Source organism: Blautia sp. St.27G3, from assembly GCF_059728505.1.
Genome location: NZ_BAAGFO010000001.1, coordinates 1,148,992 through 1,175,624 on the forward strand (window position 1 = coordinate 1,148,992; position 26,633 = coordinate 1,175,624).

Below are 26,633 nucleotides of genomic sequence, written 5' to 3' on the forward strand. Positions count from 1 at the left end.
GCACGGCCTGCTCTATCTTTCAATTTTCTTCAGAGTAATCCTGATCTCTGTCCCTTCACCAGGATTACTAAAAATTTCCAGCATGTAATTTTCACCGAAGAGCAGCTTCAGCCGCATATTGACATTCGCAAGCCCGATTTTTTCTCTTTGCTCCTGATCACTGTCCAGGCCTGCCATCACCCGCTTTTGGGTCTCCCTGGTCATTCCCTCACCGTTATCTGCAATCGAAATCTGGCCTGTTTTCTCCTCTGGCAGATAACGTGTCCGAATCTCCACAATTCCTTTTCTGGTATTCCCTCCAAGGCCATGAACCACCGAGTTCTCCACCAAAGGCTGCAAAATAAAGCTCGGAACCTGTATCTGGTGAAAACACTCATCCAGGTCAAAATCAAAAAAGATCCGTGAACCAAAACGCTGCTCCTGGAGAAATACATAATTTCCCAGCATCTCTATCTCCTTTGCCAGGGTAGCCATTCTTCCGGAATAATCCAGGCTATAGCGCAGCAGCTGTGCCGTTTTGTGCAGCATCAAAACCGTACGGTCCGTATCTCCCATATCGACGCTTCTCGATATCATATTCAATGTATTGAACAGAAAATGCGGGTTCATCTGCATCTGCAGCGCCTTGAGTTCGCTGGCCTTGAGAAGGCTGGTGATACGCAGATTCTCCATCTCCTGAATATGCAGCGCTTCCGTAGTGCGCGCATTCTCCTCCATCACCTGAATATAATCCTTCAGTTGATGAATCGTCATATTAAATACTGCTACCAGCGTTGTTATCTCATCGTAAGAGGACGGTGCAATAACCACACTCTGAAATTGGTCGATATCCCCGGTACGCACGAACTTGGCCCCCGCCGTCAGTGTCTGGATTGGTTCCGCAATCCCTTCTGCCAACCTGGAGGCATGGCGGACAGACAAGGTAACAAATATCAACGCAATAATAATCATCTGCATATAGCACTGCACCACACGCGTATTCAAACTTGTCTGGACAATATTGGCTTCATGAATCAGGGTCAGATGGAGATCCTTATACTGCGCTGACATCACCTGGTAAATCTCTCCTGCTTTGCGGTAAAGGGTAACCGCCTCACCCAAAAGCTGTGGTGTGAAAGTCCCCGTCTTTCCTCCCTGCATCTTTTCCTGTATGAGAAAGCTCTGCTCCTTATAGTGCTGCAGCACAAAATAAAGGTCCTGGATATCCCGGACAAAACCTTCGCTGATCTGCACATCCTCTAAAGCATTCATCCTCTCATCTAATCGTTTGCGGGAATCGCCCAGCTCATCCAATGCTTCCTTCTCACCATCCTGTACATACAGGTAAAGTTTGCGGTAATTCATATCCAGCTCGCTGAAAAAGTCATTCAGCACCAGCACCTTATCCATGTTTTTCTGATATTGCCAAATAGAAACCCCATGAAAAAAGAAAAAACACAGCAGCGCCAGTAAAGCCATTCCCAAAATGAGTTGCATATATCCTGCAAGCCTGCTCCTTATCGTGTTTTTACCGTCCTTTTTCAATAATAGTGCCATTGAATATCCATGCTCCCATAATCTATATTTTTGCTGTCCTCGAGATTTTCCTTTGTGATTAGGGCAGTATCTGTATATATTTCTTTCTCTGCAAGAGTCCCAGTTCTCATATATTCTTCCAGCATCCTGACTGCGAGCTTTCCCATACCCTTCGGATCCTGCTGAATTGTTCCGCTCATATATCCCTGCTCCAGCCATTCATTGATTGGTCCGCTGTAATCATAGGCATATACGTGAATATCCTCACAGTCCTTTTCCAGCTTTTCCATCACATAACCTGCTGAACAGGCAGATACGCCCTCTGCGCAGAAAATTCCGTTAATTTCCGGTTTTTCTAGGAGCGCATCCATAATGACCTCCTGCCCCATAGTGACATTTGACTCTCCTTCCAGGATTTCCACAATTTCCATATCCGGATACTGCTCCAGCGCATCCCTGAATCCGGCCACACGGTCGATCTGGTTCGCGGTTTCCAGGTAAGAAACAACCACCAGGATCTTTCCCTTTCCTCCACAGTCCTTCGCCATCTCATTTCCGGCACGCTGCCCGGAAAGATAATTATTGCTTCCTACATAGCCCAGTTTATGCTCTGTATCCACATCACTATCAATCAGCACAACCGGAATTCCCTGGGCATCTGCCTTCTCCAGTGTCTGTACAAATTCCTCTGAGCCACGCATTCCATACGTAATGATTCCGTCCACGTCAGAATAAATGGCACTCTCCAGGTTTGCAATCAGCTTTTCCGCACTCATCTCAACAGAGGACAATCCCTTCACGTCAAAATTATATTTTTCTCCTTCCTCCATGGCCCCTCCGCAGGCCATAGCCCAATAGGATTCCGTGGTAAAGGCAGCCACAAAGCTAATCCTTTTTTCCGGTTTTTCTATATGCTGCGTCTGAAACAGCTCCAGGCAAAGCAGTATTGCTGCCAGAAACAATGAACCTGTTCCCACGCCTATCCATATATTTCTCTTTATTTCGTATTCCATAGCCAAGGCCTCCTCCAAAAGACCGTTTTTCACTTACCGGTATGCCTGAGCCTCTCCTATGCGACCGGCTTTGTCAAAAACTCCCGCATTTCCCCTACCGTCATCCCTGTATTCTTTTTAAACACCTTATAAAAATAGGCAGGAGACTGAAATCCAACACGAGCACTCAGGTTTTTGGCCTTTGCATCATCCTCCTGAATCAGTTCAATTGCTTTATTAATCCTGGCACTCGTCAGCAACTCTACAAAGCTCGTCTGGAGCCATTGAGTCAAAAGCCTGCTCAGATAAAAGGAACTGAGTCCCTGCTTGGCCGCGGTTTCCTCCAGGGAAATATCACGCTCGTAGTTCTCCTCGATAAATGCAAGGGCATCCTTCACGTAACAGACACGGTTATTGCCCAAGTCCTCTATCTGCAGCAGATTCTGAAAACAGGCCAGTATCGTCTCCGTAATTTCCTCCGCAGTAGATACGGAAAGCAATTTCGCCCTGATCTGATGCCAGGAAAAAATATTGTGTCCGCAAATCTGTCTGGAACACCGCTGGATAATCAGCGACAACACTACTGTTATCTGATTGTCCGTACTCCCGGTACGTTCCCAAAGCGCTATTTGCCTGATCAGCAGTGCTCTGCACCCTTCCATATTTTGCGCCCGCAGTGCGCTGACCAGATTGTCGGTCAACTTAAAAGAACTCTGCTCCACGCGGAAAAAATGCAGATTCGTTTCAAAGTATCCAATCGCATCCTGCTTTTGTGTGTCTAGTGCAGATACTGCTTCCTGGTACGCCTCTGTCATTTCCTCATAATCGTATCGCCAACGGCCCACACCAAACCGAACTCTGTCCCTATCTTCCTCTTCCATTGCATCTGTCAGTCTGGACAGCAATGTTGCAATCCAGCTTTCATAATTGCTATGACCCACGCGTTCTCCCGGAAAAAAGAACAGTATCAGCATATCTGTATAGATTTTTGTCACAAACGTGCAGTAATCTCTGAGGATGCGATCTGCAATCCGCTTCAATTCCTGCAAACTGAAGTCTCCGCTCACTCTGGCAACCACAAATACGCCGCCCCAATAGGTATGACCCATGTGCTCCAGCCAGATATGTAGCTCTTCTTCATTGGATTTTCCCAGAATGACAGAGGAAATCACTTCTTTTCCCGCGACATCCAGTATTTTCCGAAAGGAGTCCGTATCAGCCAGAGCCTTTTTCTCCAGGGTTCTCTCCCGTTCAATCTCCTTCATCACCTTGACTATCTCTTTGAGGAACAACTCCTTTTCCAGTGGTTTTACCAGAAAGCTGGAAGCCCCCAGTGCAATCGCCTTTCTGGCATAATCGAATTCACTGTATGCTGTATTAATAATTACCCGTGATTGAACGAATTTCTTTCTCAGTATCTCAATCGCATCCAGACCGTTCAGACCAGGCATGTTAATGTCCGTAATGATAATATCCGGGCATTCCTTCTCCCCTGACTGGAGCAGCTCCGTACCGTTATACACACTGGGAAGCAGCTCAATATTGGAAAAACTATCCTGCAGGATTATCTCCAATGCACGGCACTCAAATGCTTCATCATCTGCAATCAGGATACTAAATTTCTTGGAACTCTTCATATGATTTGCTCCTTTGGTGTAAATGATACTCACATGCAGAAACAGGGCTGCGCAAATATACGTCAGCCCTGTATTCACTCATTTCTTTCTATCCTTTGATTTTACTGCTGCTTTGCAACAACAGCTGTCCGGATATAATTTCGTACCATCAGTTTCTCACCCTAACACAGCCTGATTATTTGGAAGCTTCCTCAGCCAGTGTGTAGAGCTGTTCATCATTCAGAATCTTGCAGCTGCTGTCATCAGAGAATACCATAATATTCTTCTCATCCGGAGTATATGGCTTCCACTCAAGCTTCTCTGTACTTGGATCTCCCGTCGTTGCAAATGCCACAAGTGCGCTGGCCATTTCATCCTGCACTTTGTGTGCGGTCTCATCTCCGCCTGTCGCACGTGTAACAACCGGAATATCCACATTGTGGAAAAGATAAATCAGGTCGCAGCAGTGGAAAGCAAGGGTACCGCCGTTAACCGGAGCCTCATAGTCAAACAGATACTCATAAACCGGAGCGTTTGAATTCTTAAACTTGTCATTCAGAACACCCTCTACGCCCTGTCTGCTGATTGCTGCCCAGCTCAAGTATGCATCATAGAAGTATGCGTCTGCAAGTTTTCTGCCCGGGAATACCTTCTGGAATTCTTCTGCAAATGCCTCTGCCTTGTCGCCATACTTTTCTGTCAACTTCTCCATAGCCTCTTCATCAGTCCACTCATTCTTGTTCGGACCTTCCACCATCCAGTTATAATCGAATTCACTGAATACGGTGCTGGCGATGAACGGAATATCGTTTGCCCAGTCGCAGTAATCATCCAGAATATACTCGCCGTCATTTTCCGGTCCCCAGGACAGACCTACTTCTCCGATTGCTTCCGTTGCGGCAGTAATCAAATCATGGTAATCTACATTTTTCAGCTCATCTATCTGAGACTCTTCCATACCAAGCTTCTCAAGCAGCAGCGGCGCCACCTTCTGCTCATCTTCTTTTGCACTGCCACCAGCGATACCGCTTATGCACATTGCTTTATCAAACAGACCTTCTGCGGCCGGGGTACGCATCAGAGTGGTAACCTTTCCGCCGCCGCCTGACTGGCCAAAGATTGTTACATTATCCGGATCTCCACCAAAGTTCGCGATATTTTCCTTGTTGTGATAAAGTAAGGTTGTAACAGAAGTGGCTAATAAGATATAATCAAAATCACAAGAAAAGAGGTACCTATTATGCCACAGAATTACACTCCCGAGTTTAAGAAAAAGATTGTCCGTCTCCGTTTGGAAGAAGGAAGAACAATCAAAAGCATCACCGCGGAGTATAACATCTCCAAAGAAACGCTGCGCCGCTGGTGCAATGAATTCAAAGAAGAATGCCGGACAAGCCCCGATACAAAAACAGAGTATGATAACATGAAGGAGATGCTTAAGCTCAAAAGAGAAAATGAGGAGCTCCGAAAGGAGAACCTGTTTCTAAAAAAAGCAGCGGCATTCTTCGCAAAAGAAATCGATTAGAGGCTTATCGGTTTATAGAAGAACATCACAGAGAATTCGGGGTCCGCTGGCTGCTAAGGCGGCTTGGCATCTGTCCGAATGCGTATTACAACTACCGGAAACACCGGAAGGCGGCTTATCATGCCCAAAAAGAAGCAGTAAAAGCGCAGATCAGGGAAATTTACCATGTGCATAACGGGGTAGCAGGATACCGGACCATGACTGTCTATCTGGCGCGCAGGGGCTGCCATTACAGCACGGTTACCGTACATAAGTACATGAATACGGAAATGAGGCTGTATTCCCTTGTCCGCCCAAAGAAACCGGGCTGCCGGCGTGAAAAACCGCACAAAATCTTTGAAAACAGGCTGCAGCAAAAGTTTTGTGCAGGCAGGGCGAATCAGAAGTGGTGTACAGATTTCACGTATCTGTTTTTGAAAAATGGAGAAGTGCGCTACAATTGCAGCATTGTTGACCTGTATGACCGGAGTGTCATTGCAAGCGAGACAGACCGCCAGATCACCAGCAGTCTTGCTATCCGGACTTTGAAGAAAGCACTGGAATCACAGTCCCGGATCAATGGAGAACTGATACTCCACAGCGATCAGGGTTCCCAGTATACGTCAAAGGCATTTGTAGAATTCTGTGAATCTGTCCATGTGACACAGAGTATGAGCAAAGCAGGATGTCCATATGACAACGCCCCTATGGAAAGATATTTCAATACATTGAAAAATGAATGTGTGAATCTGTACGATTTCCAGACAGAGGAGGCACTGTATCGGGCAGTGGAAGAATTTGCTTATGTCACGTATAATCACATCCGCCCTCACAGCTATAATGGATACCGCACCCCTTATCAGGTACGGTTTGCATCTTAAATTAAAAGCTGATTTTTTTAGTCATAAGCGTTACAAAAATGCTTGACCACAACACCTGTACCCACTCAAGTGACGCCACCAGATCCTTGATACCCAGGTTCGAGGAACCTGCATACTCATCTCCATATGCAGTCAAATCCAAAAAGCCCAGTACATTCAGTCTGTGGTTTACGGTAACTACTACAACATCGCCGTAGTCACTCAGGTTCTTTCCATCATAAGCGCTGGACTCAACGGAAGAACCGTTTGTATATCCGCCGCCGTGGAAGAATACCAGAACCGGCTTCTTTGCCTCAGTATCAAGGGACTGTGTCCATACATTCAGGTTCATGCAGTCTTCATTCTGGATCCAGTAACGGTGCGGCCATACCATCTCGTCAGAACCAACAGAGGTCTGATCTGGAATCGGCGAAACGGTTCCATAGGTCTGCGCGCTTCTTACACCCTCCCAGGCTTCTACCGTCTGCGGTTCCTCAAAACGCTCAGCCGTTGCATAGGGAATCCCAAGGAACGTATACGTATCCTCGTCCATAAATCCCATAACCTGCCCCTGTGCCGTAGCTGTGATCGGCGGGTTGTTTGCATCGTACTCCGCTGCGAATGCAGAGACTCCCATCATAGCAGAAAGCATTGTTGCAGCAGTTACTCCAACTGCACATTTCCAATTCTTCATGTTTTTCATGTTCTTCACTCCTTTGGATTTTGAAATAAACTCACCCGTTAAGGTGAGTTTATTATAACAATCTGACCGGAAACGAAACAGTCCGAAAAATTTGTTCTTGTATGCAAATATTTGCTGGTTTTCTTTTGCAGCCTACCACCACAAAATATAAACAATCGTCAAACTGAGGCCAACACAGACCAGTAACAAACCGAATGACAAGCTTCTGCCGATGATCATATTGTTTTCATTCAGCTCTGCCCTGCGCAGCGCCAGAATATGGACATAATCCTTATGAACCGGATGCTTCCGGTTCCAGAGACGGTTTCCGATGCTCTGCCAGAAGTTGGCGATCCGACCGCCGGCCAGTGTAAATACGGTACCTTCCGGAAGTTCATGCGGCAGAGGGCTGTCCCGGTATATTGATTTGCGCAGGCCAACCACCAGAAGATCCGGCAGGCTGTCGAAAATCCGACAGATGACTTGGCATACAACCGGCAGAAACTTCAGCAGCACCGGACGGTAAAGCATATTCTCCAAGTCAAGCCACGACGGCCAGCGGTCCACATAAACGCGTACTCCTTTTCGTTCCCTTTCCATAAGCACAGTCCGGATAAAGAACAGATAGACCACAGCTCCGATCACGATCGAAATGCCGGCTCCGGACAGGTTTTTCAGGCTGAAGTAGGAAACCACATGTCCAAACTCCTCCAGATTCATAAAACTCTGTCCCAGCTGTGCAGCCCGATCCATCAGACCGTGTGCAAAAAGTCCCCACACCAGAAGCACCGCTGCGCTTCCTGCAAGTGCAAATGTACTCTCACGGTTCATATAACTTTTTTCTTTATCATATCTGCGCTGAAGTTCCCTGCTCTCATTCTCTTCCACAAAAACAGCGACAAACAGCTTTGTCATATAAGCTACCGTCAACCCGCCGGAAAACAGAAAAATCCATTCCACTGCCTGCATTCCAAAGCCGCCGCCGAACTCCACGATACTCTCATGAAGCAATGTCTTACTGACATATCCGCCAAAAGCAGGAATACCGCCAATCGCCAGGGCACCTGTCAGGAAAATACCTTTCAGAAGCGGTTTTCTGCGGCCATAGCCACGGATTTTGTTCAAATCCAGCGCATGCGCATTCATATAAACCACGCCGGCTGCCATAAACAGCACCAGCTTAATCAGCGAATGGTTGATCATGTGCAGCATGGTTCCATGAACTGCCAGCGCATTCTCCTCGCCGAGCAGCCCCTGCATCCCGACGCCAACGAGAATAAATCCGATCTGCGACATCGACGAACAGGCAAGCGTCCGCTTCAGATCAATTGAAAAGACTGCCAGCAAAGCGCCGCCAAACATCGTCACAACGCCGATCACCAGAATCAGCATACCCCATGTCGGGTCATGCAGGAAAAGCTGACTGCTGACTACGAGAATTCCAAACACTCCCGTTTTCGTCAGAATGCCGGACAGCAGAGCCGAAGCCGGGGCCGGGGCAACCGGATGCGCCTTCGGAAGCCAGATATGCAACGGAAAAGCGCCTGCCTTTGCGCCAAAACCAAACAGCATACATGCGCCTGCCGCATACATCACTTTCATATCTCCGCCGTTATCCTGATAGCTACGGATTGCTGGAAGCAGTTCGCTGATTGAAACTGTTCCGAGATAATGGTATGCCAGGAAAATTCCCATCAGCAGAACCATGCCGCCGATCACAGCGACCGCCAGATACGTCCCGGCAGCCCGCAGCGAAGCCTCGTTTTCTTCCTGCGCAACCCACACATAGGAAGTAAATGACATAATCTCAAAGAAAATAAAAGTCGTATACAAATCTGCCGATAAAAATACGCCTATCGTAGCGCCAAGCGTGAAAAGCAAAAACAGATAAAACCGGTTCCGGTTTTCATGGTGCGCGAAATATTCCCGCGATAAGATCGTTGTCATCATCCACATAAACGCCGCAACCGCCACATAGACCAAGCGAAAACCGTCCAGTGAAAAATGCAGGCCAAACCCACAGATGCCTGGTACAAAGAACTCCTCCGCAACCCCGGCTGCCACGCGCGGACCGGAAACTGCAAAAAGCAGCAGTACAATCACTAATTCCAGAATCACAGAAAAATCAGCCAGATAATCGCGGCGCATCCCGTATTTTGCGGCATCCGCCCCATTCTCACACCCGTCGCTTATTCTGCCCACCACATAGCACAACAAACCGGCAAGGAACGGATAAAATACCAGAAACGCCAAAGCTGCATTTGAATTCATATCAGTTCCCCCTTTCTATAAAACTGCCGTAATGGATTCCAGCGCGCCCACTACGGGACCGCTGTGCAGTCCGAAATAAAACATCAGAATCACAAACAATACCAGCGGAAGCAACATCATCCAGTTTGGATCTTCCACATCCTGAATGGTACTCATATCAAAATTCCTGCCCGGAAAAAATGCCCGAACCGAAATGGACAGCATATAAATCGCGGTCAGAAGCGCTGAAATCAGAAGCGCCGCAACTCCGGCGTAAGCCAGCGGATTTTCGCTTGCCACTGCCGCACGCACAAGATTCCACTTGCTGATAAAACCGCATAGACCCGGAACTCCCATGAGCGCCAAAGATGAAATCGTAAAAATCCCGAACACAGCCGGCATCCTCCGCCCAAAACCGTTCAGCTCATGCACATAATTCCTTCCGGTTTTGTAGATAACCGCACCGGCACAGAAAAAGGAGCAAATCTTAATCACTGCATGGAAGATCATATGAGAAAGCGCGCCTACCAGCCCGAGCGGCGTCATCAAAATCACGCCAAATAAAATGTACGACAGATTGCTGACCGTAGACCATGCCAGACGCCGCTTCAGATGCGTCTCCTTCAGGGCACGGCTGCAACCATATACAATCGTAAAAACAATCACTGCCATCAATACATACTGGGCCCAGGTTCCCTTCAGAAACTCTGTTCCAAAACTGTAATACGTAATCCGCATTGTCGTAAAGGCTCCTGCTTTTACAACAGCCACCGCATGAAGCAGAGCTGTAACCGGTGTTGGAGCGACACCTGCCTGCGGCAGCCACGAAGAAAACGGAAACAGCGCCGCCTTCACACTGAAGCCCCAGAAGCAAAGCAGGAAAATAAGCGGAACCCAACTTCTCTTATCTCCGAGCACCGCCGCGCTGAGCACACCACCCGGCACGAAATTCGAGGTACTTCCATAGCTCAGAATAAAGATCATCCCGATAAAAGCAAACGCTGCGCCGCCAAGTGAATAGTACAGATAAGTCCTGCTCGCCAGCACTGCCTCCCTCGTAAGCGTATGCATAATCAAAGGCAGGGTAACCAGGGTCAGCATTTCATAAAAGCAATACATTGTCACGATATCTTCTGACAGTGCAATGCCAAGCGTCACACCATATGTGATGGTATAAAACATAAAAAAGATCTTCTCATGCCCCTCATGCTTCATATACTCAAACGCATACAAAGAGGCCAAAGGCCACAGCACCGACACAAGTCCGGCAAACACTGTGCCCAGACCATCCAGTCGGAAACTGATAGAAAGATTTCCTGTAAACCGAAACAGTACGAAAGCCTCCTCCGGCCGGTTGAGCAACGTCAGGAAAACAAGTCCGGAAGTAAGAAGCACCACCGCCTCCGTATAAACCATCATCCACGTTCTGTTTCGAAACGGCAGCAGCGGAATCAGCGCGCCTGCCAGAATTGGTAACAGTATTACAACTGCAAATATTGCCGCGTTCATTCTTTTTCCCCCTCTCCTACAGTACCGATGCCGCGATCTGCCCAAAATACTGAATCAGCGGATTCGGGAAAACACCGAGCAAAACAGCCATCAGCGCCAGAAATGCAACCGGAAGCAGCATCCTGTAAGGCGGTTCCTGCTTTTTCCATACATTCTGCGCCCCACTCTTACCTGGGAAAAATCCGTGCATCGTCACTGGAAACAGGTAACCGGCCGTCAAAAGTGCACTGACCAGAAGTACGACCGGACCAAGCCAGCTAAAAATGCCGATCTCCGCCTCCAACGCGCCCTGTGCCAGATACCATTTGCTGACAAAACCACTTGCAGGCGGAATTCCGATCAGCGCCAGAGAAGCAAACGTATAGCACCACAGGGTCTTTGGCATTTCTTTGCCAAGGCCGCGCAGCTCCTCCACTTTTGTTCTGCCAGTCTGAAAAATGACGATACCGGCAACCAGAAACAGTGTGCTTTTAATAAATGCATGGAACACCACATGCAGCAGCGCCCCTGTCATTGCAGTCTGAGACAGTGCGGATAATCCAAACAGGATATACGAAATCTGGCTGACTGTGGAATAGGCCAGACGCTTTTTCAGCACCGGCTCCCGGAATGCCAGCATAGAACCCAAAAATACCGTCATCAGCGCAAGCACCATCCACGCCGTCTGCACCCATGTACCACGAATAAAATCCGGTCCTACAATATAATAAACACTGCGGATAATCGCAAGAACACCACATTTTACAATAATACCGGACAGCGCCGCAGAAGCCGGGGACGGGGCCACCGGATGCGCAGTCGGAAGCCATGCATGCAGGGGAAGCATACCTGCTTTCACCCCAAAACCAAGCAGCATCGCAAAAACAGCGATCAGAAGAATGCCTTCATGTCCCGATGCAAGTACCGGGTCCAGTGTTCCGCCCGGTGTAAAGGTCAGCGAACTGCAATACCGGTAAAGGAAAAAAATTCCGAACAGTCCGAGGTACGCACCGCACATCGAATAGAACAGGTACTTCAGCGCCGCCATAATCGCCTCTCTGGAGCCATTGTGCAAAACCAGAGGCATGGAAGTCAGCGTCATCAGTTCATAAAACAGATACATGGTCACAAGATTACCGGAAAAAGTCAGTGCAACCAGTACTCCGTATACAACAAGATAAAGACCAAAAAACCGGCATTCTCCGCCTTCATGCTTCATATAAACAAAAGAATAAATGCAGATTGCAGTCCATACCACGCTGATCACAGTAACAAATACTCTTCCAATCCCATCTATATGAAAAAAGACCGGAATATCCTTCATCAAATAAAACAGCGTCAAACTGAGATCACCGGACCACGCAAGCACAATCGCAAGTACAGCTGAAACCACCAGAACAGCTGCCGAAAACAGATGAAGCTTATTTCGCGCTTCTTCCGTCAAATCCGGAGCCTTCTTCTGTTTTGCTGTCACCGAAGAGACCAGAATACCACTCCCGGCAAGTATCGGTAAAAACACCGGCAGTAACATCAAACCACTCATTTTTCTCCTCCTATGCAAACATCTTCAGCCCATTTTCAAACAGCCGGATAATCGGTTCCGAACCAAGTCCGAGCACCAGATTCAACAGAATAAAACAAACAAGCGCCACCGACTTTGCCGGCTGCTGCATTGCTGTCACCTTCGTGAAATTCTTCTTCTCGATTCCTGCCTTCCACTCTGGAGTGTAGATACGGATCACCGTTTTCATAAAATAAACGGCATTCAGCACCGTACTGATCGCCAGTGCAACCAAAGTCATGAGCATCTTATGACTGCTTTCCACACCCGCCTGCGCAAACAGCAGCTTCGAAATGAAGCCGGCAAACATCGGAAAACCTACCATAGACAACGAACCCACCGTAAACGCCACACCGGCCAGTTTGTTCCGGTAACCCGCTCCGGTCAGATCAAAGAAATCCGTACTGTCTCCCGAAGCATCTGTCAGGCCCGATGCCGCCACGAACAGCAGTGCCTTCGTCGCCGCATGGGATACGATGTGGAATACGCTCGCAATCACGCCCGCTGTCGTTCCCAGACCAAAGCCCATATAAATATAGCCGATCTGAGCAATCGAGGAATACGCGATCATCCTTCGGATATTACTCTCCTTGATCGCATCAATCGAGCCGATAATCATACCGATGATACCAAATACAAACAGTACATTGATGACCTTACTGTCACGCACCACGTCGAATCCGATCACACGGTAGAAAATTTTAACCAGTAGAAATATGTAGCCCTTTGATACAAGCGAAGACAAGATTGCAGCGGAAGACAACGTCGAATACCCGTACGCATCCGGCAGCCATGCATGGAATGGATACAGGGCACTTTTGATCGCAAGGCCAATCGACATCAGTCCAAGCGATACCAGCAGCGGAATGTGATACGTTCCGGATTCACTCAGAAGCGTTACCTGTTCCTTGATATTACTCATCAACAGGTGCCCGGTTACATCGTACAGGAAACAGATACCAAGCAAAAACAGACCGGAACCGAGAAGGCTCATAATCATATAGCGCGTCGCTGCTTCGATTGTACGGCCATTCTGCCGGATCATAATCAGCCCACAGGCAGAAATCGTATTAATCTCCACAAATACGTATGCCGTAAACAAGTCGTTTGTGTAAATCAGCGCCAACAAAGAAGAAAGCAGCAGATTTACCATTACATAATACAGATTCTCCTTCGGCTCTTCCACCTCCAGACTGCGTTCCCTGCTTCCACCCAGCATACACAGAAACATAACAACACAGAAAAACAGCGCCATGGACGCTTCCAGCAGTCCCACACGTATCTCATTACCCCAGGGAGCCGGAAAGTGACCCATCATATAGACATAAGGTTTGCCACTCTGCAACACAAACCCTAATACAGCTGCCGACATACACCCGATGATCGTAATCACAGCCAAATTTATCCACTTTGCTTTTTTCCCACTTAATATAGAAGAAAGGGGACCTGCAAACAGGGATAGAATAATTGAGATAAACGGAAGATTCTGTACAAAAGCCATTACAGTCCCTCCTTTTTCAGCTGTGTCGTGATCGCATCCAGATCAAGCGTGTGATATCTTCGGTACAGACGAATGGTCAGAGACAGCATCAGCGCTGATACAGAAACAGATACCACGATACCGGTCAGCACAAGTCCGCCCGGAATCGGATTGATATACGCCTCCACGCTCTGCACTCCATCTACCACAATCGGAGCTTTATGGCCCCCCACATAGCCTTTCAAAGCCAAAAACAGATACATTGCCGTATCCATAATATTTAATCCAATGATCTTTTTGATCAGATTTTTCTGTAGAAGAAGATTGGAAAATCCGATACCGAACAGAATCATCGCCACCGCTTCTTCATAATTGTTCAGCAAATTTGCAAGATTCATCTCAATATCCCCCTTTCCGGAACATCACATAAAATGTATACATGGTTCCCGCTACCACAACGCCGACACAGATATTCAGCACCAGAATCAGTCCGCTGCTCAGAATCGCCCCCGGTGTTCCAAGCGGAATCACACTTTCAATATGATTGGCTCCCGTATAAAAAGAATAACATTTCGACAGACTGTAGCACGCCAGAGCCGTGAAACTGAGCTTTTTGTACGTCTTCGCCGTAAAAAAGCGCTCTGTCTTCTCAAATCCAAATGCGTTCAGATACAAAATCAAGCCCGCACCAATGATCGCACCGCCTGAAAAACCACCGCCCGGCCCAAGATGTCCGCCCAGAATCACATAAATACCGAAAATGACGATCGGCGGAACAAGGATCTTGGCCGCAGTCTGCAAAATCACGTCATTTTTAGGCTCATGGACCCGGTCACTTTCCAACGCCGGATCAGGCTCATTCTTCCCCTTTTTGCGGTCAATACGAAGCAGAATCAAAACCGTACATGTAGCAATAAACAGCACATGCGACTCGCCGAGCGTATCAAATGCACGGTAGTCCAGAATCATTCCCGTAACGATATTGACAGCTCCCGTCTCCTGCAGTCCACTCTCAATATAGCGCTGTGCCACCTCATTGTTCGTTGGGTTTTCAGGATTTCCGACCACCGGCAGATGAGAGACTGCGGTTAACAGCATCAGAACAAGAAATACACAGAACAAAACAGAAAACACCCGATAAATTTTCCGAAAAATCCGCATCTCCGCATTGTGCTCCACATCATAGAGACGTGCAAAGCGGCGCTGTGTTTCCTTTTTCCGTTTTTCAACCAGCCTTTTGTCTTCCTTGAAAGGCTTCTGTTCCCTCATCTCAACTGCGTCAAGATACAGATCCTTCGTTCCATCCAGCCACTGCTTCAGGCGGTAAGATTTTGTCTTTTCATAGCGCTCGTCAGATATTCTTTTACTCATCGCATACCGCCTCCTTTCCCTGTCCTGGTTTGTATTCCATTCCTGCCTCCGTGTCTTTTTCGGATGCCGGAACCTGCTCCGTTTGTACCTTTTCTTCCGGTTCTTCGTCTTCCTTCACCATGGCGTGAATCTTCTTCAGTGTCAGAAAAAACAGCACGCTTGTAATTCCGGCGCCGACTGCCGCCTCCGTAATCGCAAGATCCGGGGACTCCAGCAAAATCCAGATCACAGACATTACAAGACTGTATGACATATAAATCAGGATTGAATTCATCAAATTTTTGGAAAGACTTACAGAAACAGCACAGACGACAAGAAAACCAAGTAAAATATATGTAAACACCTGCATGCTATTCCTCCTTCCCTGCGACCTCTGCCTTTTCAGCCGCGTACGCTTTTACATCCTGCATGGTCAGCTTCTGATAATGCTTTTCCGGTTCTTCATCCGTCGTCACCTCAAGACGTGCAATCAGATGCGAGGAAGTCGGCGAAGCAAACCACAGAAAGACAATCACGAAAAACAGTTTCAAAGAGGTAAAATTCCATCCGTTCATCACAATCAGTCCGGCCAGCGAAAATCCTATGCCGAGCGTATCCCCCATTGCAGCCGCATGCATACGGTTCAGCACATATTTAAACCGGAAAACACCTACCATCTCAATAACAAAAATAACAAGTCCAAACAGAAGCAAAAATGCTCCGGCCAGAAACTGAATCCACTCAATGACCGCCATTTTTTTTCTCCTCCTTTTCCTTTCGTTCCAGGTATACGCCCATATATACTTTGGTTAATACAATGACAGCGAGAAAACTGATCATCGCATAAATCAGACAGATATCGGCCAGATATCCCTCCTGCAACATCAGCGCCAGAATGGCAATGATGACCATAACCATGGTTCCCATCATATTGACTGCCACAATCCGGTCTGCAATCCGCGGACCGATAATCGCACGAATCAGACAGAGCATTAACATTAGAGCCAAAAATACCAGAACAACTGCAAAAAGTCCGTGATACGCCTGCGCAAGGCCCGGTATTCCATTTCCCATTTTTCTAACCTCCCTTACTTCTGTTCCAGCTTTGAAAGCATTTCGACAAACACTGAATCGTCCATTCCCTCAGCCAGCCCCACATCCAGACAGTGCACCACATACTCAGATTCCTCTAAGGCCACTGTAATCGTACCGGGAGTCAGCGTAATTGCATTTGCCAGGAACGCCCGACCTGTCGGTGTTTTCATATCAGACTGAAAACTGACCAGCACGGGCTCCAGCTCTTCACGTTCTGAAAGAATCATATGCATAACAGCAAAATTCGCTTTCACAATTTCCAAGACCAGAACAATCACATACTTTCCGAACCCGAGGCTCTTTCGGAGCACATTTTTTTCCTTTTCCAGACTGTAATCCATAAATTTGCAGGTAAATGCAAACATAAGCGCTGCAATCACAACCCCGAACAGACAGATTTCCAGAGTAATCTGTCCGTTAAAAATAACCCATAGCACAAAATACAACAGATACATACTTTTCCTCCCTATTCCACCAGTGCGTCATAAAGTGCCCGTATGGCTGTCTCAAAATCCTGATTGGAAACGCCGATCGTACAATTAATCTCATTTGACCCCATGTCAATCATTTTAATATTGACCCCTGCCATTCCAAGTGCAGTAAAAAACCGCGCCGCAATACCACTTTGAGATCGCATCCCCTTTCCGACCACTGTGACAAGCGCCATGTCCTCATCCACAGTGATCTTATCCGGCTGCAACAGCCTTCTAAGGGAATCCATAAGCGCTTCCTTCTTTCTATTATATTCCTCCCGCGAAAGAATCACACTGATCGTGTCAATCCCGGAAGGCATATGTTCAAAAGCAATTGCATTCTCCTCAAATGCCTCCAGCATCTTTCTGCAAAACCCCGGCTGTGCATTCATCCGGTTTTTGGCAATACTGATCGCCACAAAATTTTTCTTCCCTGCAATTCCCGTAATTGTCTCCTCGTTCTCCGGCGAAGTCTCCCGGCAGATCAGCGTACCTGTACCGCCCGGATCATTGGTATTGCAGATACGGATCGAAATACCTTCCCGCCGCACCGGAAAGACAGCATCTTCATGAAGTACCGTCGCTCCCCTGTATGAAAGTTCCCGCAATTCCGCATACGTCATGGCATCAATTTTTTTCGGATGTCCCACAATCCCCGGATCTGTCAAAAGAAATCCCGGAACATCGGTCCAGTTCTCGTACAAATCTGCCTGCACAGCCCGCGCAACCAAAGCGCCTGTCACATCAGAACCGCCTCTTGAAAAGGTATGTATGCTTCCCGCATCATCTGCTCCGTAGAACCCCGGAATCACTGCTCTTTCTATTTCCATCAGCCGCTCTTTCAAAAAAACGTTCGTTCGCTCAGCTTCAAAACGTCCATCCTTATCAAAACAGATCACCTCTGCTGCATCCACAAACTCAAAACCAAGATATGCAGCCAGCAAAATGCCATTCAGATATTCGCCGCGAGACGCCGCGTATTGTGCCCCAGCGCCATCGGCCAAAGCCTGTTCCATCACTGCAAACTCTTTTTCCAACGAAATCTCAAGTCCCAGACCAGCCGCAATCTCCTGATAGCGCATCCGAATTTTCATAAGATCAGCCGCATAATCCTCACCGGCGCCCGCTTTCTCACAGCACCGATACAGAAGATCTGTGACCTTTTCATCCGCACTGCCGCGCTTTCCCGGCGCAGACGGAACCACATACCGTCTTGCGGGGTCTGCGTCCAGAATCCCCTTTACTTTTCGAAACTGTCCGGTATCTGCCAGCGAGCTTCCCCCGAACTTCGCCACAACAATCTGACTTTTTTTCATATTTTCTCCTGCTCTCCCATTCCTTCTGTCGCCGCATTCATCCACACCAGACGTTAGGGCCTCTGTAAGCTCTTATTTCGGGAATCCTCCCGGACCAGATCACGCAGCTCTTTTAAATAAGGAAAGTTCTCACATTCCTTTGTCCCATACGTCATCTGAAGATCATATTCCAACGGCAGCCACGTAGACAAATCTGCCTCATTATGTTGAATTAACGCCTCCAATTTATCCAGTGCTTTATACAGCCTCGCTTCCGGGGTTTGCTGTGCGTGCATTTCTGCAAACAACGCGTTTACCTCGCCACGCTTTTTCTCCGGCAGACATTCAAGCAGACCTGCCACTGCGTCATCTTCCGCCGCTTCGTCCTGCTCCGTTTTCAGAAAGGCCGGAATGTCGCCCGTCACTGCCTCACCCATATCGTGCCACAGTGCCATGACAATCACACGTCCGATATCCACCCCCGGAAATTCATCCTTCAGCAGATATGCCATCATGGCCAGACGCCAGCTGTGCTCCGCCACACTCTCATGCCGTCCGCTGCTGGTCCACGAATGTCTCGTATTACATTTGAGCTTTTCCGCGACCGACAGAAAGTCAAGAAACTCTCTCTGTTCCATACTATTTTCCTCCGCCGCCTATCATAGCACTTCTGTTTAAAAAAATCTACTTTTTCTTTTTCTTGCAGAAATTACCAGATAATTCCCATTTTTTCACACTTTCTGTTGCTTTTATGCCTGCGTGATACCTCATCGCTCCCTTTCGCACATTCTCTAATATCTACTTCTATATGCAGGCCCCAAAACAGTATTGCCACCCATTAAGGCACATGATAAAATCATGCAGTAACCACTTACTTGATGATCGTAATATCCGCACAGCTACATAAAATTCAAATATAAGGAGAACTATATAAGATGAAATCTGTATTAATGATTGGTCAGTCAAACATGGCCGGACGTGGATTTCTTAATGAAGTGCCCATGATTTGCAATGAAAGAATTCAAATGCTCCGCAACGGCAGATGGCAGATGATGGCAGAGCCCATCAACTATGACAGGCCGGTCGCCGGAGTTGGCCCCGCAGGCTCTTTTGCCGCAATGTGGTGCCTGGAACATAAAGAAGATATGATTGGATTGATCCCCTGTGCAGAAGGTGGAAGTTCCCTGGATGGCTGGCTGTTGATCAAACACTTTTCAGGCATGCAGTCATCCAGACAAAATTTTCCATACAGGACAGCGAACTGATTGCAATTTTATGGCATCAGGGAGAGAATGACAGTTACGGAAAAAACTATCAGACCTATTGTGAAAAACTGCTATTTCGTGACAGCAAGCGGACTGTCATCCAACCCGGATGGCATTCACATCAATGCTGCTTCTCAAAGAACGTTTGGTGTACGATACTATGAAGCCTTTTCAAAACAAGAAAACCTTCTGCCTCCCATGGAAAACGAAATGGAACTGCTCAATCTCTGTATCAACAGGCCTTACACAAAAAATGAAAAAAAATATCTAGAAATGACGAAATTTGCCTCAGGCCAAATAACCTATGAAGAATTTGTGAAAAATTTGTAAAGAGAACATCAGATCATACAATCTATTATAGACCAGCGTCAATGTATTTATATATCGATCAATATAGATATATAAACTCCACCCGTTCCAAACGCTCTGTCATAGTCAGAACTCAGATAACAGGTACAGGCGGAGGTGACTTGTTTGCCAAAACCTCCGCCTGTACCTGTTACCTGAGTTCGTCCCCATTTCTCTTCCTACCGCAAAAATACTTTCAACAACAAATCCTTCCACCCACAATAAGGCTGATAACGAATCGGCAGATCCAGCCAGGTATATTTTTTTACTATGCTTCTGCGGTGGCTGAACAGCTCAAAGCTCTCACGGCCATGATAGCTTCCCATGCCACTTCCGCCCACTCCGCCAAAGCCCATATTACTTGTTGCCAGGTGAATAATTGTATCGTTGATACATCCGCCGCCAAAGCTGCAAAACTTCAAAATCCGGCGCTCTGTTTTTTTACTCCCTGTAAACAGATAGAGCGCAAGCGGTTTTTCCCTCTTCGTCACATACGTGATAACCTCTGAAATCTCCCGGAACGTCAGAACTGGAAGCAACGGACCGAAAATCTCTTCCTGCATAATGGCATCTGACGGGGCAATATCCGTCAGTACTGTCGGCGCAATCTGAAGTGTCTCCTCACAAAATGCCCCACCCGCATAAATCTGGGTACCCTTCATCAGTCCAAGCAGCCGTTCAAAATGTTTGTGATTAATGATTTTGCCATAATTGGGATTCTCCAGAGGCCGCTCCCCGAACTGCTGATGAATACATTTTTTGATTTCCTTCAGCAGAGCTTCCTTTACCTCTTCATGAACAAACAAATAGTCCGGTGCCACGCACGTCTGGCCGAGATTCAGATATTTTCCAAACACAATTCGTTTTGCAGCCAGACGCAGATTTGCTGTGCGGTCCACAATACACGGACTCTTTCCTCCAAGCTCCAGGCAGACCGGCGTCAGATACCTAGAAGCCTTCTCCATGACAAGGCGTCCCACCCGGACGCTGCCCGTAAAAAATATAAAATCAAACCGTTGCTCCAGGAGCGCCGCATTCTCTGCACGCCCACCTTTTACAACTGCCACAAAATGCGAAGAAAAACAGTCCTCTATGATTTTTTCAATTACATCCGCAGTCGCCGGAGCATAAGCGCTTGGCTTTACAATCACACAGTTGCCAGCAGCAATCGCCCCGATCAGAGGTTCCATGGACAACATAAAAGGATAATTCCACGGGGACATCACAAGCGTCACACCGTACGGCTCGGGTGAAACAAAACTTCTGGCGTGAAACTGCGCCAAGGGCGTCCGCACCCGGCGCTCCCCCGCATAACGTCTCAGATGTCCAATCATATGTGTAAGCTCAGAAAGAACAAGTCCAGTCTCGCACATATAAGCTTCCGTAGCTGATTTCCCAAGATCTGCCTGAAGCGCATCCCCGATCTCTTTCTCATACCGCAAAATCGACCTTTTCAGCGTCTTCAAAGCGGCAATTCGCCACGGAACCTCCTTTGTTTTTCCCTTTTCAAAGTATGCCCTCTGTTTTTTTACCAGCATCTCAATTTCCATAGCTGACCTCCAGAATCCGGATAACTGCGTCATACGTCACCTGCCGCGGATTAACAATCACTGCACCGTCATTCAACGCCGCTTTCGCCACCTCCGGGAATTTGGCAGGGTCCACTCCCGCCTCCTTCAGCGTCACAGGCAACCCGGTCAAGCGATGCAGTTTCTCTCTCATTCGCAAAACCTCTTCGATTGCTGCTCTCGCACGCTTTTGTTTCGGGGTCTTCCTATATAGTTGTGAACCAGCCAGGTACAACAGCAGCTCTCCATAGTCATCCCTGCACTTTTTACAGTTAAACATCATCCCCGCCGGAAGCAGGATATTCATCGCGTCGCCATGCGGTACATGACAGACGCCCCCAAGCGCATGCCCGATTGCATGTACCACGCCTACCATACTGTTACTGAACGCTGCTCCCGCCAGAAAGCTTGCGTTCGCCATTGCCCAACGTGCCTGCCTGGAGCTCCCAAAGCGCACCGCACGCAGAAGATTGTCCCGGACAAGTCCAATTGCCGCTATGGCATATGCGTCGCTGACCGGATTCTTTTGCAGACAGCTGAAGGCTTCTATCGCATGGCAAAGCGTATCCATCCCGGTAGAGGCCGTAATACGCGCCGGAAGTGTTTCCGTCATCCGCGGATCAAGAATCGCCGTATCCGGCACAAGCTGCTGTGAAATATATTCCATCTTGATACCTAGCCCCGGATTTTTGATCACAGCCACTGCTGTCGCCTCGCTTCCAGTGCCCGCCGTTGTCGGAATCGCCACAAACGGAACTGGCTTTCCCTTCGGAACGCACTCGCAACCCATCAGCTCCAGAAGGTCATCTACATCCTGACTGATCAGAAGCCGTACCCCCTTCGCAGTATCAAGCACGCTGCCTCCGCCGAGCGCTACAAGCGCATCACAGCCAAAATCCCGGTATTCCTTCGCAATCCTGTTTACTGTCTCAATACTGCTGTCCCGCGGAATATCCGTAAAAATACGGCCGATCTGCATTTCTGAAAGTGCGTCTGTCACACGTTTCAGTGTTCCAATTTTTTCGAGCATTGCGTCACTTAGCACCATCGGATGACTGGCGCCTAGAATTTGAAGCTCATATGCCAGATTGTCAAGAGCTCCCTGCCCGGAGCACAGCTTTGTTGGACTTGTAAACTCAAAATAATTCATAACAATCACCTCAATTTTTATCCTGCTCTTTTCCCTGAAACCAGCCTGCCCAAAGGCTCTAAAACTTCCTGGCAGGAGCGTCCCCAACCGGTCCGTTATCGTCCGTTTTCTAGCAGAGCAAGCGCATATACCTGGAGCGCACTCAGCTCTTTTTCCGGCACCTCTTTTAAAATCCGGTTACTCCAGAACCGTGGAAACAGATAGGCCTCCGCATATTCCACACAGCGCACAAAACTCATCGTCTGATAAATGTCACCCTCCAGCGTAAAAAAATGCGCCGCATACGCCTCCGATATACTCATCTGTCCCGTCAGAACACGGAATGCACCCTCCACAGATTTAAATCGCATCGTAATCGCCGTCCGCTGTGCCCGATGCAACTTTGCCACTCCCGTCCGCTCACTTTTTCGCAACGCCAGCACTGCACCGCCCGGCCCACAGACCAGCTTCAAAGTCAGCCCGTCCTTCCACGCATCCATTTCCTTTCTGACACGCCCATCATGCTTATACAATACCCGGAATCCCCGGAACAAAACCTGCAAAATCAGAGCATTTACCTGAGTCTGAAGCTCTCTTTTCATCCTAACGCCCCTCCGTTAAATAGTTCATTTTGTTAACTATTGACACTTCACATTATTTTACTGCACCCAAGAAAGACTGTCAAGCCGATAGAACAAAAGTGTGCTTCGCACACCTCGCGAGTCAATAAATTTCAGAGCACAGCTTTTGTTCCGCGCGCGAAGCTGCGCATCCTGCCGGAGGCTTTTATCGTATGGGAGCCGAAGTTTCCTATACGATAAAAAAGGGACAGTTGCAAAATGCAACTCCCCCTGTTCCTCAGTCATGATCGCTGTTCGTTTGTAGCTATCTTCTGAATTTGCTCAGAATGCTCAGTTTATGTAAAGCTACTTTTTCAACTGCTTCACGCGCTGCTCTCATGAGATCTGTAATTTCTGCATCTGTGCCGAATTCCTTCTGGAAATCGTAAATCGCCTGATTATAAGCTCTGAAGAAATCCGTACCTACATTTAACTTTGCAATTCCCATACGGACCATTTCTTCCACCTCTTCATCCGGTGTGTTCGACCCGCCATGGACAACAATCGGACACGGAACCGTCTCAAGCAGCTCGCCAAGAAGCTCGAAATTAATCTTCGGCTGATACTTATAAATACCGTGTGCTGTACCAATCGAAACAGCCAGACAGTCAATACCAGTATCTGCAACAAAATCCCTTGCCACCTTCGGGTCCGTATAGCCCGCCGCAATTTCCTCCAGCGTCCGATCTGCATCTGAGATTGTTCCAAGTTCCGCTTCCACAGATATGCCCCTGGCATGTGCCAGCTCCACAACTCTGCGTGTTTCTCTTACATTATAATCATAGTCCTCTGAAGCCAAATCAATCATAACACCCGAATAGCGGTTATCAATACACAGCTTTGCCTGCTCAAAAGACCGACCGTGGTCCAATCCCATTGCCAGCTTCGTATTTAATCTTTTTGAAGCTGCATCTGCGATTGCCTGCATGTAATCAGCGCCTGCATAATCCACGTGTGCATGATAGGTCTGAATAATGAGCGGCACATTCATCTGATCTGCCGCCGAAGCCACTGCCTGCAAGGTCTCCATATTAACCGAGTTGAATGCTCCGATTGTCAGTCTGTGTTCCTTCGCATAGGAAAAAATTTCTTTATAATTTACTAAAGCCATAACAAGCCCTCCTTCATAAGTTGTTTATTATTTCTTTCAAAATTTAAAAATTTAACATCGACAAGATTTTATTGCAGTCACCGTGGAAAAATCCCGAAAAAATCGTACAAAAAATACACTATACATTCTTTTATGTATATTTTCTGATAATATTTTATTTTTATATATTTTATCAGACTATAATATGCAACCTTCCGGCAATAAGGCTATACGGCAAGAACGCAGCGATCCGGTAAATGTAACATCTCTGAACGGTATACCCCCTGCCCCCTGCTGTTTTTCAGCACTCCGTGTACTTTAAGCAGCGGGGATTTCTTTTCGATCTGAAGCAACTTTGCCTCTTCCTCATTTGCATAACCGATCGCAATTGTAAAATCCAGCTTTCGCGGATTACTCAGTCCGTATTTTTCCTGCAAAATTTTATGAACAGACTTTTCCAGATCCTCATAAATGATGTCCCTGTAGGCCTCCGCATAATAATTACGTTCCAGACGCACCGGAACGCCGTCAGCAAAACGAATACGTTCCATAAACGCTACCTGCCCCCCTGCGCTGATCCCAAGATCCCTCTCATCCAGCTTTGTCGCCCCTGTAAAACCAGTTCGAATCAATTTACTGCTCGGCTCAAACCCAAGCTTTCGACACGTATCGCTGAAGCTGACTGCTGACAGATTCTCCTGAAAATGGATATCCTTCACAAAGGTTCCCTTCCCCTGCTTCCGGACAAGATATCCGTCTTCCATCAGCTCTGTATAGGCTTTTCTTACGGTCACCCGGCTGATTCCATACTGATTCTGTATTTCTGTTTCTGACAGCATCTTACTTCCCGGCTGAAACTGTCCGTCCTCAATTCCCCGTTTTACACAATCTACAATCTGTGCATAAATCGGAATCTGACTGCTTTTGTCAATGCTTAATTCCATGCTTCTCTCTCCGCCTGTTCTGATTAGTGTTTCATTCTGATGCAGGTGAACTGTTCTTTTCGTTCTGTATACTCCTGAAACTGTTCCGCATACTGGCTTTGCAGACGCTGATCCGGTTCATATACATTTGTCACCCTTATCATATGGGACGCGGCCTCCCTGGTATTGCTGTAAATGCCTGCTGCCACAGCAGCAATCAATGCGGTTCCAAGCGAAGATACCTCATGATTCTGTACGCATTCCACGGTTACCCCCAACACATCTGCCCTTAGCTGATTCCATTTTTCCGCTCTGGCTGTGCCTCCGCCAATCCGTACCCTTCGAATATCCTGCCCGAAGCTTTCTGCACATTGATTGAATTTCATTTTTGACTCAAAGGTCAATGCTTCTATGGCTGCCTCAAATATCTCATTTTGGCCTGTATTTATCCCTATATTACTTATTATACAGTTATTTTCCATAATATGGGGGATAATTTTAATGCTATTTTTTCCGTTAAATTCAGCGTTTTTCCAATACTCTGTCATGTTGGCTCCATTTCGACCAAATAATCCTGTAATGATCCAGTCCACAAACAGTCCATACGCCGGAACGGCTCCCACAACTGCATATGCCTCGTCAAAACCCATCCGGTTCGCTACAAAGCCGCCGCCTTTATACTGAAAAAATCCTTTTTTTAATTCATCCATCCCGCACAAATAACCAAAATGATCGTACGTTCCTGTCACATTTCCCAGTACATCCGGAGCGCTTCTGTTCACTCCGATTCCCACAAAGCCAGCCTCACAGTCATGCAGCCCCGGAAGAACCTTCACCGAACCTGGAAGCTTGACATCTCCATAGGAACTGATTTCTCCCAGCACCTCCATACAGGATACCGTTCTGCCCATCATCTCCTCAGCCAGACCAAGTTCTTCCAGAAGCGTTCTGTCCCAGTTACCCTCCTCAAGGTCAAACAGTGCCTTTCTGCATGCCATTGTTTCATCATTCACCGGCTCCAGCCCCAGACGACTCAGAACATACTGCTGGTTGCTGAACAGCGCATTTGTTTTCTGCAAAATTTCCGGATACTTTTTCCGAAAATATAGAAGCGTTGAAACAATCGAGGAACTGTCCGGGATTCCGCCGTTGCACTTCAGAAACTCTGTTTCCGTGCGAATACGCTGAAACTCTTCTGCTTCTTCTTTGCCCCTCTGGTCCATACACAGAACAATGTCAGACAAAGCTTCTTCGCTTCTGTCCACAAAAAGCAGATTGTCTCCAAACCAGGAAAAGGTCAGAATCTCAGGCACATAACTGCCCGCCTCCATAAATTCCGAAGCCTCTTTCATGCAGAGAACAGAGTTCATCCAGATCTCCTCTGCAGACAATTCCGCGCTACCTGCTCCGTCTGAAAATACCGGATAACGTTTGCTGGACGTGTACAGAATTTCCCCGTTCTCCGGCCTGATCAGATTCACCTTTACACTGGATGTTCCAAAATCCACAACAATAATCAGACTTTTCAT

At 47.5% G+C, this 26,633-nt stretch carries 23 protein-coding genes and 2 pseudogenes; 2 read left to right on the forward strand and 23 right to left on the reverse strand.

The window, feature by feature from the left end; all coding sequences use genetic code 11:
• Positions 1 to 12: 12 nt before the first annotated feature.
• From AC6I2O_RS05440 to AC6I2O_RS05455, 4 genes are all read right to left on the reverse strand, one after another.
• Positions 13 to 1,536 (reverse strand): sensor histidine kinase, encoded by a 1,524-nt coding sequence (locus tag AC6I2O_RS05440; RefSeq protein WP_497742047.1) that lies wholly within the window; start codon positions 1,534 to 1,536, stop codon positions 13 to 15.
• Entirely contained in the window at positions 1,521 to 2,528 is a 1,008-nt protein-coding gene (locus AC6I2O_RS05445) for a sugar ABC transporter substrate-binding protein (protein ID WP_497742048.1), read from the reverse strand. Before AC6I2O_RS05445 ends, AC6I2O_RS05440 begins: the two co-directional genes overlap by 16 nt.
• A gap of 56 nt (positions 2,529 to 2,584) precedes the next feature.
• Positions 2,585 to 4,144 carry a response regulator gene (locus AC6I2O_RS05450; protein WP_147412225.1) on the reverse strand — a complete coding sequence of 520 codons (1,560 nt, stop codon included), beginning with the start codon at positions 4,142 to 4,144 and terminating at the stop codon, positions 2,585 to 2,587.
• A 175-nt stretch (positions 4,145 to 4,319) separates the two neighbouring features.
• Positions 4,320 to 5,456: a carboxylesterase family protein gene (locus AC6I2O_RS05455; protein WP_497742491.1), complete on the reverse strand. Its 1,137-nt coding sequence runs from the start codon at positions 5,454 to 5,456 to the stop codon at positions 4,320 to 4,322.
• On the opposite strand from AC6I2O_RS05455, the gene AC6I2O_RS05460 reads away from it, so the two are divergent.
• A protein-coding gene (locus AC6I2O_RS05460) for an IS3 family transposase (RefSeq protein WP_497741782.1) occupies positions 5,364 to 6,508 on the forward strand; the annotation gives its coding sequence in 2 pieces (ribosomal slippage) (positions 5,364 to 5,607 and positions 5,607 to 6,508; 1,146 coding nt in all). The genes AC6I2O_RS05455 and AC6I2O_RS05460 overlap by 93 nt on opposite strands.
• Before the next feature lies 1 nt (position 6,509).
• On the opposite strand, the gene AC6I2O_RS05465 is transcribed toward AC6I2O_RS05460, so the two are convergent.
• The 13 genes and pseudogenes from AC6I2O_RS05465 to AC6I2O_RS05525 all read right to left on the reverse strand — a co-directional run bounded on the left by AC6I2O_RS05465 (position 6,510) and on the right by AC6I2O_RS05525 (position 18,799).
• Entirely contained in the window at positions 6,510 to 7,190 is a 681-nt protein-coding gene (locus AC6I2O_RS05465; protein WP_497742050.1) for a carboxylesterase family protein, read from the reverse strand.
• A 132-nt stretch (positions 7,191 to 7,322) separates the two neighbouring features.
• Positions 7,323 to 9,440 carry a complex I subunit 5 family protein gene (locus AC6I2O_RS05470; RefSeq protein WP_120390886.1) on the reverse strand — a complete coding sequence of 706 codons (2,118 nt, stop codon included), beginning with the start codon at positions 9,438 to 9,440 and terminating at the stop codon, positions 7,323 to 7,325.
• Between the two features lie 15 nt (positions 9,441 to 9,455).
• On the reverse strand, positions 9,456 to 10,928 hold the full coding sequence (locus AC6I2O_RS05475; RefSeq protein WP_497742051.1) for a complex I subunit 5 family protein: 1,473 nt from the start codon (positions 10,926 to 10,928) through the stop codon (positions 9,456 to 9,458).
• A 16-nt stretch (positions 10,929 to 10,944) separates the two neighbouring features.
• The gene (locus AC6I2O_RS05480) at positions 10,945 to 12,450 is read right to left on the reverse strand and encodes a complex I subunit 5 family protein (RefSeq protein WP_497742053.1); all 1,506 of its coding nucleotides are present in this window, start codon (positions 12,448 to 12,450) and stop codon (positions 10,945 to 10,947) included.
• 10 nt (positions 12,451 to 12,460) lie between these two features.
• Positions 12,461 to 13,969 carry a complex I subunit 5 family protein gene (locus AC6I2O_RS05485; protein WP_120390889.1) on the reverse strand — a complete coding sequence of 503 codons (1,509 nt, stop codon included), beginning with the start codon at positions 13,967 to 13,969 and terminating at the stop codon, positions 12,461 to 12,463.
• Positions 13,969 to 14,346 carry a sodium:proton antiporter gene (locus tag AC6I2O_RS05490; protein ID WP_120390890.1) on the reverse strand — a complete coding sequence of 126 codons (378 nt, stop codon included), beginning with the start codon at positions 14,344 to 14,346 and terminating at the stop codon, positions 13,969 to 13,971. Before AC6I2O_RS05490 ends, AC6I2O_RS05485 begins: the two co-directional genes overlap by 1 nt.
• 1 nt (position 14,347) lies before the next feature.
• A complete protein-coding gene (gene mbhE / locus AC6I2O_RS05495; RefSeq protein WP_497742054.1) occupies positions 14,348 to 15,319 on the reverse strand; it encodes a hydrogen gas-evolving membrane-bound hydrogenase subunit E in 972 nt (323 codons plus the stop codon).
• Between the two features lie 91 nt (positions 15,320 to 15,410).
• Positions 15,411 to 15,668 (reverse strand): annotated as a pseudogene (locus AC6I2O_RS05500) (hydrogenase subunit MbhD domain-containing protein); the annotation flags it as partial.
• A 1-nt stretch (position 15,669) separates the two neighbouring features.
• Complete coding sequence (locus AC6I2O_RS05505) at positions 15,670 to 16,053, reverse strand: monovalent cation/H(+) antiporter subunit G (RefSeq protein WP_120390893.1); 384 nt, start codon at positions 16,051 to 16,053, stop codon at positions 15,670 to 15,672.
• Complete coding sequence (locus AC6I2O_RS05510) at positions 16,040 to 16,372, reverse strand: monovalent cation/H+ antiporter complex subunit F (RefSeq protein ID WP_120390894.1); 333 nt, start codon at positions 16,370 to 16,372, stop codon at positions 16,040 to 16,042. Before AC6I2O_RS05510 ends, AC6I2O_RS05505 begins: the two co-directional genes overlap by 14 nt.
• Positions 16,373 to 16,386: 14 nt before the next feature.
• On the reverse strand, positions 16,387 to 16,848 hold the full coding sequence (locus AC6I2O_RS05515) for a Na+/H+ antiporter subunit E (protein ID WP_497742055.1): 462 nt from the start codon (positions 16,846 to 16,848) through the stop codon (positions 16,387 to 16,389).
• An 11-nt stretch (positions 16,849 to 16,859) separates the two neighbouring features.
• Positions 16,860 to 18,182: an aspartate kinase gene (locus AC6I2O_RS05520; RefSeq protein ID WP_120390896.1), complete on the reverse strand. Its 1,323-nt coding sequence runs from the start codon at positions 18,180 to 18,182 to the stop codon at positions 16,860 to 16,862.
• Positions 18,183 to 18,235: 53 nt separating this feature from the next.
• On the reverse strand, positions 18,236 to 18,799 hold the full coding sequence (locus AC6I2O_RS05525; RefSeq protein WP_497742056.1) for an HD domain-containing protein: 564 nt from the start codon (positions 18,797 to 18,799) through the stop codon (positions 18,236 to 18,238).
• Between the two features lie 312 nt (positions 18,800 to 19,111).
• Between AC6I2O_RS05525 and AC6I2O_RS05530 the strand changes: the two are divergent.
• A pseudogene (locus AC6I2O_RS05530) lies at positions 19,112 to 19,756 on the forward strand (sialate O-acetylesterase).
• A gap of 197 nt (positions 19,757 to 19,953) precedes the next feature.
• Here AC6I2O_RS05530 and AC6I2O_RS05535 read toward each other — a convergent pair.
• From AC6I2O_RS05535 to AC6I2O_RS05560, 6 genes are all read right to left on the reverse strand, one after another.
• Positions 19,954 to 21,324 (reverse strand): aldehyde dehydrogenase, encoded by a 1,371-nt coding sequence (locus AC6I2O_RS05535; protein WP_497742057.1) that lies wholly within the window; start codon positions 21,322 to 21,324, stop codon positions 19,954 to 19,956.
• Positions 21,314 to 22,492, reverse strand: coding sequence for an iron-containing alcohol dehydrogenase (locus AC6I2O_RS05540; RefSeq protein WP_497742058.1), 1,179 nt, complete (start codon positions 22,490 to 22,492; stop codon positions 21,314 to 21,316). Before AC6I2O_RS05540 ends, AC6I2O_RS05535 begins: the two co-directional genes overlap by 11 nt.
• Before the next feature lie 95 nt (positions 22,493 to 22,587).
• Positions 22,588 to 23,073: a hypothetical protein gene (locus AC6I2O_RS05545; protein ID WP_120390899.1), complete on the reverse strand. Its 486-nt coding sequence runs from the start codon at positions 23,071 to 23,073 to the stop codon at positions 22,588 to 22,590.
• Between the two features lie 283 nt (positions 23,074 to 23,356).
• Positions 23,357 to 24,202 (reverse strand): class II fructose-bisphosphate aldolase, encoded by an 846-nt coding sequence (locus tag AC6I2O_RS05550; protein WP_120390900.1) that lies wholly within the window; start codon positions 24,200 to 24,202, stop codon positions 23,357 to 23,359.
• 206 nt (positions 24,203 to 24,408) lie between these two features.
• Positions 24,409 to 25,125, reverse strand: coding sequence for a GntR family transcriptional regulator (locus AC6I2O_RS05555; protein WP_120390901.1), 717 nt, complete (start codon positions 25,123 to 25,125; stop codon positions 24,409 to 24,411).
• A gap of 23 nt (positions 25,126 to 25,148) precedes the next feature.
• Positions 25,149 to 26,633 carry an FGGY-family carbohydrate kinase gene (locus AC6I2O_RS05560; protein WP_497742059.1) on the reverse strand — a complete coding sequence of 495 codons (1,485 nt, stop codon included), beginning with the start codon at positions 26,631 to 26,633 and terminating at the stop codon, positions 25,149 to 25,151.

What these genes read in the sequence shown, in the direction of transcription:
- AC6I2O_RS05440 (WP_497742047.1), bottom strand. Translation starts at nt 1,536, where the DNA reads ATGGCACTATTATTGAAAAAGGACGGTAAAAACACGATAAGGAGCAGG.
- AC6I2O_RS05445 (WP_497742048.1), bottom strand. Translation starts at nt 2,528, where the DNA reads ATGGAATACGAAATAAAGAGAAATATATGGATAGGCGTGGGAACAGGT.
- AC6I2O_RS05450 (WP_147412225.1), bottom strand. Translation starts at nt 4,144, where the DNA reads ATGAAGAGTTCCAAGAAATTTAGTATCCTGATTGCAGATGATGAAGCA.
- AC6I2O_RS05465 (WP_497742050.1), bottom strand. Translation starts at nt 7,190, where the DNA reads ATGAAAAACATGAAGAATTGGAAATGTGCAGTTGGAGTAACTGCTGCA.
- AC6I2O_RS05470 (WP_120390886.1), bottom strand. Translation starts at nt 9,440, where the DNA reads ATGAATTCAAATGCAGCTTTGGCGTTTCTGGTATTTTATCCGTTCCTT.
- AC6I2O_RS05475 (WP_497742051.1), bottom strand. Translation starts at nt 10,928, where the DNA reads ATGAACGCGGCAATATTTGCAGTTGTAATACTGTTACCAATTCTGGCA.
- AC6I2O_RS05480 (WP_497742053.1), bottom strand. Translation starts at nt 12,450, where the DNA reads ATGAGTGGTTTGATGTTACTGCCGGTGTTTTTACCGATACTTGCCGGG.
- AC6I2O_RS05485 (WP_120390889.1), bottom strand. Translation starts at nt 13,969, where the DNA reads ATGGCTTTTGTACAGAATCTTCCGTTTATCTCAATTATTCTATCCCTG.
- AC6I2O_RS05490 (WP_120390890.1), bottom strand. Translation starts at nt 14,346, where the DNA reads ATGAATCTTGCAAATTTGCTGAACAATTATGAAGAAGCGGTGGCGATG.
- mbhE (WP_497742054.1), bottom strand. Translation starts at nt 15,319, where the DNA reads ATGAGTAAAAGAATATCTGACGAGCGCTATGAAAAGACAAAATCTTAC.
- AC6I2O_RS05505 (WP_120390893.1), bottom strand. Translation starts at nt 16,053, where the DNA reads ATGGCGGTCATTGAGTGGATTCAGTTTCTGGCCGGAGCATTTTTGCTT.
- AC6I2O_RS05510 (WP_120390894.1), bottom strand. Translation starts at nt 16,372, where the DNA reads ATGGGAAATGGAATACCGGGCCTTGCGCAGGCGTATCACGGACTTTTT.
- AC6I2O_RS05515 (WP_497742055.1), bottom strand. Translation starts at nt 16,848, where the DNA reads ATGTATCTGTTGTATTTTGTGCTATGGGTTATTTTTAACGGACAGATT.
- AC6I2O_RS05520 (WP_120390896.1), bottom strand. Translation starts at nt 18,182, where the DNA reads ATGAAAAAAAGTCAGATTGTTGTGGCGAAGTTCGGGGGAAGCTCGCTG.
- AC6I2O_RS05525 (WP_497742056.1), bottom strand. Translation starts at nt 18,799, where the DNA reads ATGGAACAGAGAGAGTTTCTTGACTTTCTGTCGGTCGCGGAAAAGCTC.
- AC6I2O_RS05535 (WP_497742057.1), bottom strand. Translation starts at nt 21,324, where the DNA reads ATGGAAATTGAGATGCTGGTAAAAAAACAGAGGGCATACTTTGAAAAG.
- AC6I2O_RS05540 (WP_497742058.1), bottom strand. Translation starts at nt 22,492, where the DNA reads ATGAATTATTTTGAGTTTACAAGTCCAACAAAGCTGTGCTCCGGGCAG.
- AC6I2O_RS05545 (WP_120390899.1), bottom strand. Translation starts at nt 23,073, where the DNA reads ATGAAAAGAGAGCTTCAGACTCAGGTAAATGCTCTGATTTTGCAGGTT.
- AC6I2O_RS05550 (WP_120390900.1), bottom strand. Translation starts at nt 24,202, where the DNA reads ATGGCTTTAGTAAATTATAAAGAAATTTTTTCCTATGCGAAGGAACAC.
- AC6I2O_RS05555 (WP_120390901.1), bottom strand. Translation starts at nt 25,125, where the DNA reads ATGGAATTAAGCATTGACAAAAGCAGTCAGATTCCGATTTATGCACAG.
- AC6I2O_RS05560 (WP_497742059.1), bottom strand. Translation starts at nt 26,633, where the DNA reads ATGAAAAGTCTGATTATTGTTGTGGATTTTGGAACATCCAGTGTAAAG.